Annotated in this window: 7 protein-coding genes; 4 read left to right on the forward strand and 3 right to left on the reverse strand. The window is 72.9% G+C overall.

From position 1 onward, the window contains the following. The first annotated feature begins 6 nt into the window (after positions 1-6). From J7E86_RS10450 to J7E86_RS10460, 3 genes are read left to right on the forward strand one after another with little or no spacing between them, the layout of a single operon-like run. Positions 7-1,038 (forward strand): histidinol-phosphate transaminase, encoded by a 1,032-nt coding sequence (locus J7E86_RS10450; protein ID WP_215081287.1) that lies wholly within the window; start codon positions 7-9, stop codon positions 1,036-1,038. Between the two features lie 59 nt (positions 1,039-1,097). Continuing rightward, the gene (locus J7E86_RS10455) at positions 1,098-1,937 is read left to right on the forward strand and encodes an NAD(P)H-binding protein (protein WP_308312545.1); all 840 of its coding nucleotides are present in this window, start codon (positions 1,098-1,100) and stop codon (positions 1,935-1,937) included. A 60-nt stretch (positions 1,938-1,997) separates the two neighbouring features. Further along, positions 1,998-3,047, forward strand: coding sequence for a methyltransferase (locus J7E86_RS10460; protein ID WP_215081289.1), 1,050 nt, complete (start codon positions 1,998-2,000; stop codon positions 3,045-3,047). A gap of 63 nt (positions 3,048-3,110) precedes the next feature. On the opposite strand, the gene J7E86_RS10465 is transcribed toward J7E86_RS10460, so the two are convergent. Beyond that, on the reverse strand, positions 3,111-4,034 hold the full coding sequence (locus J7E86_RS10465; protein WP_215081290.1) for a ribokinase: 924 nt from the start codon (positions 4,032-4,034) through the stop codon (positions 3,111-3,113). Between the two features lie 49 nt (positions 4,035-4,083). Next, on the reverse strand, positions 4,084-6,486 hold the full coding sequence (locus tag J7E86_RS10470; protein WP_215081291.1) for a phosphoketolase: 2,403 nt from the start codon (positions 6,484-6,486) through the stop codon (positions 4,084-4,086). Positions 6,487-6,889: 403 nt separating this feature from the next. On the opposite strand from J7E86_RS10470, the gene J7E86_RS10475 reads away from it, so the two are divergent. Further along, a complete protein-coding gene (locus J7E86_RS10475) occupies positions 6,890-7,702 on the forward strand; it encodes a sigma-70 family RNA polymerase sigma factor (protein ID WP_215081292.1) in 813 nt (270 codons plus the stop codon). Positions 7,703-8,054: 352 nt separating this feature from the next. On the opposite strand, the gene J7E86_RS10480 is transcribed toward J7E86_RS10475, so the two are convergent. Continuing rightward, positions 8,055-8,417 (reverse strand): chaplin, encoded by a 363-nt coding sequence (locus J7E86_RS10480; protein WP_215081293.1) that lies wholly within the window; start codon positions 8,415-8,417, stop codon positions 8,055-8,057. Between the last annotated feature and the right edge of the window lie 452 nt (positions 8,418-8,869).

Here is an 8,869-nt window from a genome sequence, read left to right on the forward strand (position 1 = left end):
CCCCGGATGTTACGAGAACTCGAACTCAGGCTGCACCTCAACGAGAACCCCTACCCGCCCCTGCCCGAGGTGCGCGACGCCCTCGCGGCGGAGCTGGACGCGGTGAACCGCTATCCCGAGTTCACCCCGGAGACCCTCGTCACCATGGTCGCCCAGTGGCTGGGCGTCGCCCGCGAACAGGTGGCGGTCGGCAGCGGTTCGGTCGGAATCGCCCTGCAGGTCCTGGACATGTGCACCGGACCGGGCGATCAAGTGATCTACGGATGGCGGTCGTTCGACGCCTATCCGCTCATCACCCGGATGGCCGGGGCCGAGCCCGTCGAGGTGGCCCTGACGCCCACCGGCGAGCAGGACCTCGACGGCATGCTCGCCGCCGTCACCCACCGGACCAGGGTCGTCGTGCTGTGCAACCCGCACAACCCGACGGGCACGACGATCGGCCGGCCGGCGATGGAACGCTTCCTCGCCGCCCTGCCCGACCGGGTCACGGTCGTCCTCGACGAGGCGTACCACGAGTTCTCCCGTGACCCCGGGGCGGCCGACGGCCTGGACCATCTCGCGGACCACCCCAATGTCGTGGTGCTGCGCACGTTCTCCAAGGCGTACGGACTGGCCGCCCTCCGGGTCGGTTACGCCGTCGCGGCGCCGGCGACGGCCGGGCGCGTCAGGGACCGGGCGCTGCCGTTCGGCATCGGCCGGCTCGCGCAGGTCGCGGTGGCCGCGTCACTGCGGGCCCGGGCGCAGCTGGCCGACCGCGTCGACGCGATCGTGGCGGAGCGCGACCGGCTGCGGGCGGAGCTCACCCGGCTCGGCTGGAGCAGCTTCCCCAGCCACGGCAACTTCCTGTGGCTCGACGCCGGCGCCCGCAGCGAGCACCTGGCCGCGGCGCTGAGCCGGGCCGGCGCCCTCGTGCGCTGCTACCCGGGCGAGGGACTGCGGCTCACCGTCGGCTCGCGGGAGGCCGACGACCTCGTCCTGCGCGCGGCCGGATCCGTCGCCTCCGGAACGACGAAAGGGGCGCCGACGATGGCCCGTTGACCCGATCAGGGACACAGTCGCAGGAAGACGCACACAGCACACACCTTCGAAGGGACATGATGAGCGAGACAATCTTGGTACTGGGAGCCACCGGCAAGACCGGCCGCCGGGTGACGGCCCGGCTGCGCGAGGCCGGCCGGGACGTACGGCCCGCGAGCCGGAGCGGCGGGACGCGCTTCGACTGGGGGGACGAGTCGACCTGGGCGGCGGCGCTGACCGGTGCCCAGGCCGTGTACCTGGTGCCGCCGACCCTGCCCAGCCAGGCACAGCAGGTGGTCCCGTCGTTCGTGAAGCGCGCCGTGTCGGCGGGCGTACGGCGGCTGGTGCTGCTGTCCGCCCGCGGCATCGACGCGGCGGGCGACGAGAAGCTCCTGACCTCCGAGCGCACGGTGCGGGAGTCCGGGGCGCAGTGGACCATCGTGCGGCCCGCCTGGTTCGCACAGAACTTCAGCGAGGCGTTCTTCCTCCCGCAGATCCTGGGCGGCGTCCTCGCGGTGCCCGCCGGCGAGGGCCGGGAACCGTTCGTGGACGTCGACGACATCGCCGACGTGGCGGTCGCCGCGCTCACCGGCGACGGTCACCACGGCAAGATCTACGAGCTCTCCGGACCGGAGGCGCTGTCGTTCGCCGAGGCGGCGGCGCGCATCGGCGCGGCGACCGGCCGGGAGATCCGCTTCGTCGACCTCGACAGCGATTCCTTCCTGAAGGGATCGGCCGACGCCGGTGTGCCGGACGAGCACGCCGCCATCCTCCTGGGCCTCTTCCAGGCCATTCGCAACGGGTGGGACGCGCACCTGAGCACCGGTGTGCGGGACGCCCTCGGCCGGGATCCCCGCGACTTCGACGCCTATGTGCGCGCGGCCGCCGAGTCGGGTGCGTGGGCCGGCACGTCCGACTGATCACGTCCACACATGCGGGTGGCCGGCACCGGAAGGTGCCGGCCACCCGGGGAGGGTCGCATGAACAACACTTCGTACACCGGGGTCCGCCCGCTGACTCCCGCACCGCTGATGGCGATGGCGGACGGCTTCCGCGTCGCCAAGGTGCTCGCCGTCGCCCTCGACTTCGACCTGTTCACCAAGGTGAGCGGCACCGACGGCATCACGGCCGACGAGCTGGCCCGCACCGAGGGGATCGCCGAGCGGCCCGCGCGGCTGCTGCTGACCGCGTGCGCCTCGCTCGGCCTGCTCGACCGGCACGACGGGCGCTACGTCAACTCCGCGATGGCCGAGGAGTTCCTGGTCCGCGGCAAGCACTACTTCTTCGGCGACCTGGTCACCTTCACCGACCGGCGCGAGTACGACGCGTGGGCCAAGCTGGACGTCGCGATCCGCACCAACCGGCCGACCACCTGGAATCCGGAGACGGACGAGACGCTGTTCGACCCGCAGGACGAGCACATGGCGGAGCTCTTTCCCAAGGCGGCGCACGCCGGTGCGGTGTTCACCGCGCGCGCCATGGCCCTGTCGGTCGACTTCCGCCCCTACCGGCGGCTGCTCGATGTCGGCGGCGGCCTCGGCTCGTTCTGCGGCGAGCTCTGCGCGCACCATCCGCACCTGCGGGCCACCGTCTACGATCTGCCGTTCGTCGCCCGGATGGCTGAGAAACGCCTCGCGGAGACACCCCTGGCCGACCGGGTCGACGCCAAGGGCGGCGACTTCTTCGCGGACGACCTGCCCACCGGCTACGACGCCATCCTGCTGACCAACATCCTCCACGACTGGAACACCGAGCAGGGCGCGGCGCTGCTGGCCAAGTGCCACACCGCGCTCGGCTCCGGCGGCGAGGTCATCATCGGCGAGGCGTTCCTCGACGACGACGGGACCGGCCCGGTGGCCGGCGCCGTCGCCGGCCTGAACATGCTGGTCGAGACGGCCGAGGGCGCCAACCGCAGCCGGGCGGAGTACACGGCGCTGCTGACCGGGGCGGGGTTCACCGACATCCGCCGCGTCGGTTTCGTCATCGACGCGCCCCTGGCGAACGGCGCGCTCATCGCCCGCAAGCCCTGACCACCGGCGACGCCGCACACCCCCGCCCGGGGGGCGCGGCGTCGCCGGGCGGGCGACGCCCGCCTACGTTCCCGCCCCCGGCAGTTCGTCCGCCGCCGGGTACGACGGCTGCGCTCCCGGCCTGGTGACGGACGCGGCGCCGACCCGTACGGCGAACCGGGCCGCCTCCACCAGCGGCGCACCGTCCGCCAGCCGCGTGGCGAGGGCGCCGGTGAAGGCGTCCCCGGCGCCCGTCGTGTCCACGGCCTCCACCGCGACGCCGGGCACCGGCACCGCCTCCGCGCCGTCCAGGACCACGGCGCCGTCGCCGCCCAGGGTGACCACGACCGAGCGGGCACCCCGGTCCCGCAGGGCGCGGGCCCACCCGGCGGGGCCGCCGTCCGTGAGCCCCGACAGCAGCCGCGCCTCGTGTTCGTTGACGACCAGCGGATCGGCGGCCGCCAGGAGCTCGGGGGCGAGCCGGTCCGGTACCGGCGAGGGGTTGAGCACCACGCGCGCACCGGCCTCCCGCGCCAGCCCGACCGCCGCCCGCACGGTCTCCGGGGGGATCTCCAGCTGGAGCGAGACCACGGCCGAGGCCGCCACCACCGGCCGCGCCGCCTCGACGTCGGCGGGGGAGAGGCGGGCGTTGGCCCCGGGGGACACGACGATGGTGTTGTCGCCGTCCGGCCCGACGACGATCATCGCCGTGCCGGTCCGGGCGCCCTTCTCGACCAGCACGTGCCGCGTCGTGGCACCGGCCTCGCGCTGGCCCGCGAGCAGCAGTTCCCCGAAGGCGTCGTCGCCGATCCGCGCCAGCAGCGCCGTACGGGCTCCCAGGCGTGCCGCCGCCGCGGCCTGGTTGGCGCCCTTGCCGCCGGCCGACTCGACCAGGTCCGTCCCGAGCACGGTCTCGCCCGCGTCCGGCCGCCTGTCCACCCGCACCGTCAGGTCCGCGTTGGCCGACCCGATCACCAGCACGTCGTACGTCTCTCGCCGCTCGCTCATCGCCCCAGCCCTACGCGCGACCGGCCCCTTCCGTCAAGCCGCGGCCCGCTCAGCCGGACCACGACCAGTCCGCGACCTCCGGCAGGTCGGTGCCGTGCTCGCGGATCCAGGCGTGGTGGCGGCTGCGGGCGTCGGCCATGGCCTGGCGCACGGAGACGGCGCGGACGCCGAGGCCGGGGACGCGGTCGATGACGTCCATGACGAGGCGGTAGCGGTCGAGGTCGTTGCTCACGACCATGTCGAACGGCGTCGTGGTGGTGCCCTGCTCCTTGTAGCCCCGGACGTGGAGGTTCGCGTGGCCGGTGCGGCGGTAGGCGAGGCGGTGGATCAGCCACGGGTAGCCGTGGTAGGCGAAGACGACCGGTTTGTCGGTGGTGAACAGCGCGTCGTACTCCGCGTCCGGCATGCCGTGGGGGTGCTCTTCCCGCGGCAGCAGCCGCGTCATGTCGACGACGTTGACGACCCGTACGGACAGCTCCGGCAGGTGCCGGCGCAGGAGGCTCGCGGCGGCGAGCACCTCCTGGGTGGGGACGTCGCCCGCGCAGCCGAGGACCACGTCCGGGGTCCGCTCGCCCGTCTCCGTGCCCGCCCAGGCCCATGTGCCGGCGCCGCGCGCGCAGTGCGCGCGGGCCTCGTCGAGACCGAGCCAGTCGAAGCAGGGCTGTTTGCCGGCGACGACGACATTGACGTAGTCGCGGCTGCGCAGGACGTGGTCGGCCACGGAGAGCAGGGTGTTGGCGTCCGGGGGGAGGTAGACGCGGACGACGTCGGGGGACTTGTTGAGGACGTGGTCGACGAAGCCGGGGTCCTGGTGGGAGAAGCCGTTGTGGTCCTGCCGCCAGACGTGCGAGGTCAGCAGGTAGTTGAGGGACGGGATCGGGCGGCGCCAGGACAGGCCGCGGGAGGTCTTGAGCCACTTGATGTGCTGGTTGACCATGGAGTCGACGATGTGGACGAACGCCTCGTAGCAGGAGAACAGCCCGTGCCGGCCGGTGAGGAGGTAGCCCTCCAGCCACCCCTGGCACAGGTGTTCCGACAGCACCTCCATCACCCGCCCGTCGTGGGCGAGGTGTTCGTCGGTGGGCAGGGTCGCCGCCTGCCACGCCTTGCCGGTCGCCGCGTAGACGGCGTCCAGCCGGTTGGAGGCGGTCTCGTCGGGCCCGACGAGACGGAAGTTCCGGCTGCGGGCGGTGTCGGCCATGATCTGGGCCAGCAGGCCCCCGAGCACCTGGGTGGGCTGGTGCGCGGCCGCGCCGGGCTTGTCCACCGGCACGGCGTAGTGCTCCAGCGGCGGGAGGGGCAGGCTGCGGGTGAGCAGGCCGCCGTTGGCGTGCGGATTGGCGCCCAGGCGCCGCTCGCCCTCCGGCACGCACTCCAGGACCTGGGGGAGCGGCCCGCCGTCGTCGTCGAACAGCTCCCGCGGTCGGTACGAACGCAGCCAGTCCTCCAGCTGCCGCAGGTGCCCGGGGTTGTCGCGGACACCGGAGAGCGGCACCTGGTGCGCGCGCCAGGTGCCCGCGACGGGCGTCCCGTCGACCTCGGCCGGGCCGGTCCAGCCCTTGGGGGTGCGCAGTACGATCAGCGGCCAGTGCGGCCGGTCGCGCACGCCGTCCTCGCGGGCGACGCGCTGCGCGGTGGCGATGTGGTCCAGCGCCCGGTCCATGGCGGCGGCCAGGGCGCGGTGCACCTGCCGCGGGTCGTCACCGGACACGTGCAGGGGCTCGTGTCCGTAGCCGCGCAGCAGCCTGTCGAGCTCCTCCTCCGGGAGACGGGCCAGGATCGTCGGATTGGCGATCTTGTAGCCGTTGAGGTGGAGGATGGGCAGGACCGCGCCGTCGTGGACCGGGTCGAGGAACTTGTTGGCGTGCCAGGAGGCGGCCAGCGGGCCGGTCTCGGCCTCGCCGTCGCCGATCACACAGGCGACGAGCAGGTGGGGGTTGTCGAAGGCGGCGCCGTAGGCGTGGGCCAGGGAGTAGCCGAGTTCGCCGCCCTCGTGGAGGGAGCCGGGCGTCTCCGGTGCCACATGGCTGGGGACGCCGCCGGGGAAGGAGAACTGCCGGAACAGCCGCTCCATCCCCTCCGCGTCACGGCCGACGTCCGGGTAGACCTCGGAGTAGCTGCCCTCCAGCCAGGAGTTGGCGAGCACGGCCGGTCCACCGTGCCCGGGCCCCCACACGCAGATGGCGTCGAGGCCGCGGGCCTTGACGACGCGGTTGAGGTGGGTGTGCACGAGATTGAGCCCGGGGGAGGTGCCCCAGTGCCCCAGCAGCCGGGGCTTGATGTGTTCGGGCTCCAGCGGCACGGCCAGCAGGGGATTGCTCATCAGATAGATCTGGCCGACCGCCAGGTAGTTGGCGGCGCGCCAGTGCGCGTCCAGGGCCGCGACCTCGGCCTCGGTGAGCTCCGCCGCCGGTCCGGCGGTGCGGCCGGCGGGCTGGGGGCGCGTCGTCATGGAGCCTCCTCGTCGTGACGGCCGGTGACGGTCGCCCCACGTGACCGGCGCGCGGCGCCGTTCCGCCGGTGGAGTGAATCCCCGCGGCCGGGGCGCTCCCGGGGCCGACGTCCGGGATCTGGACGGGGTACCCCCTGTCCGGAGCGGGAAACGGGGCGCTGCCGACGCGGGGTGTACGAGCCGGTGCCGGTGACCCTCTGCCAGAGGTCGCACGCTCCGAGTCGCGGGACGTCCTGAGGCGGGTGATGCTGAGGGAACCGTGGCCGGCACCGGCCGCCCCGGCCCGGAGGCGCCCCAGCGCCCGGCCTGTCACCGAGCGCCTCGCGCGGGCAGCCGCAAGAACTGGAATGTGCCTCGGCCGGCGGGCACTCCTTTGCGCAGGAGCGAAGGGACAGCTGTGACCATGGCAGAGACAACGCCCCGGCGTCGCCACCGCGACGCGCCCGACACCGCGGAAGCCTTCGAGCGTCTGGTGACCCTGTCCCCGGGGCCGGAGCGCGACCGACTGCGGCAGGAGGTCATCGCCGCCTGGCTGCCCATGGCCGAACGCATCAGCCTGCGGTTCCGCAGCAGCGGCGAGAGCCCCGCGGACCTGCGGCAGGTGGCCGCGCTCGGCCTGGTCAACGCCGTGGACCGCTACGACCCACGGCTCGGCTACGCCTTCGAGACCTTCGCCGTCCCCACCATCAACGGCGAACTCAAGCGCCATATCCGTGATCACGCCTGGTCCGTCCACATTCCGCGCAGGGACCAGGAGTTGCGCACGGCCGTCCGCTCCGCCCAGGTGTCCCTGGGGCAGCGCGGCGCCCGGACCCGTACGAGCCCGGCCGAACTCGCCGTCGAATGCGGGCTGTCCGAGGAGGAGGTGCGGCGCGGACTCGCCGCCGAGGGCGTGCACCACACGCTGTCGCTGGACCACCCGGTGCTCGGCGCCGACGACCTCCCGCTCTCCGACACCCTCGGCTGCGCCGACCTGGCGCTGGACCTGGTGATCGACCGGCAGTCCCTGCGGCCCCTGTTGAGCGCGTTGCCGGAGCGCGAGAAGTACGTCCTGTACTGGCGGTTCTTCGGCAACCTCACCCAGAAGCAGATCGGCGCCCGGCTGGGAGTGTCCCAGATGCAGATCTCCCGCATCCTCAGCCGTACGTGCGCCCGGCTGCGCCGCGAGCTGCTGGGCACGGCCGCGCCGCCGGGCCGGACCCGCGCCGCCGGCTGAGCCGGCCGCCGCGCACTCGCCGTTCCCGGTCCGTGTTTCTCCGGTCTCCCCGTCTCCCCCGTCTCTCCCCGCCCCGACAGACAGGCGCATCATCATGACGTCCGGTCACACCCATCTCACCCCCGACCTGCCGCCGACCGTCGAGGTGCCCGATCTCCCCGGTGCCCAGCGACCCCGCCGCGTCCGGGGGAAGGCCGAGGACGCCGATGGGCCCGAGGCGTCCGGTCATGGCGGTGGCGCCCACCATGAGCATGATGGGCGCCACGAACGCGCAGACGAGGGTTCCGGCGGCTGACTGTGACCCTCCCCGCGCTACCGCGCGGATGCGGCTAGGCCGCTCCGGACGCGGGGCTTACCACTTGTCGTGGTCGTCGTCGCCGTGGTGGTGGTCACCGTGGTGGTCGTCGTGGTGGCCGCCCTCGTGGTGACGACCCTGGTGGTGGCGGTGCTGGTGGAGGTGCTGGTGCTCCTCGACGTCGGCGTTGATGCAGGTGTTGCCGAAGGTCGGGTTGAGCAGGCCGATGATGTCGATCGTGTTCCCGCACAGGTTGATCGGGATCTGGATCGGGACCTGGATGACGTTGCCCGAGATGATGCCGGGGGAGCCCACGGCCGCGCCCTGCGCTCCGGCGTTGGCTACGGCGACTCCCGCGGCACCGGAGACAGCTACACCAGTGGCGAGGGTGAGTGCGGCGGCCTTGGCGATACGCGACATGGCTAAACCTTTCTAATGGGTGGTGAGCGGCAATTGTTGCCAGAGAATCCGGAGAGACTCATTCAATTCGGGCATGAAAGGCCATAATTAACCCGGTAAGCCCAATAAGTCGTATGGAATGACTGGAGGGTTGAGAAGGGGCGTTTGGCCGCCCCTCCGCGGGAAACCCGCAGTCCCGCACGGGTCCGGCCGTTACGGCGCGGGGCGTTGGCCGGGTGGCGCCCGGCCGGTATACCCGTTATGCGCTGAATGTCGGGTAGGGCGAGTCGGAGGAGGTCCGGGGACCATGCGCCACAGGACCGGGACGTACACGGGCGCAGGGATGTTCGCCGTGTGGTGGTCGCTGCTTCTGTTGTTCGACCTCGTCCTCATCGGCCCGGTCACCGCCCTGGAATGGGCGGTGGGCGGCTGCGCGGCCACCATCGGCGCCGTCGGCGCGCTGGCCGTGCGCC

It is taken from the genome of Streptomyces sp. ISL-11 (assembly GCF_018614525.1).
Classification (GTDB): Bacteria; Actinomycetota; Actinomycetes; order Streptomycetales; family Streptomycetaceae; genus Streptomyces.

Coding starts and splice junctions, on each gene's coding strand:
- J7E86_RS10450 (WP_215081287.1), top strand. CDS start 7: ATGTTACGAGAACTCGAACTCAGGCTGCACCTCAACGAGAACCCCTAC.
- J7E86_RS10455 (WP_308312545.1), top strand. CDS start 1,098: ATGAGCGAGACAATCTTGGTACTGGGAGCCACCGGCAAGACCGGCCGC.
- J7E86_RS10460 (WP_215081289.1), top strand. CDS start 1,998: ATGAACAACACTTCGTACACCGGGGTCCGCCCGCTGACTCCCGCACCG.
- J7E86_RS10465 (WP_215081290.1), bottom strand. CDS start 4,034: ATGAGCGAGCGGCGAGAGACGTACGACGTGCTGGTGATCGGGTCGGCC.
- J7E86_RS10470 (WP_215081291.1), bottom strand. CDS start 6,486: ATGACGACGCGCCCCCAGCCCGCCGGCCGCACCGCCGGACCGGCGGCG.
- J7E86_RS10475 (WP_215081292.1), top strand. CDS start 6,890: ATGGCAGAGACAACGCCCCGGCGTCGCCACCGCGACGCGCCCGACACC.
- J7E86_RS10480 (WP_215081293.1), bottom strand. CDS start 8,417: ATGTCGCGTATCGCCAAGGCCGCCGCACTCACCCTCGCCACTGGTGTA.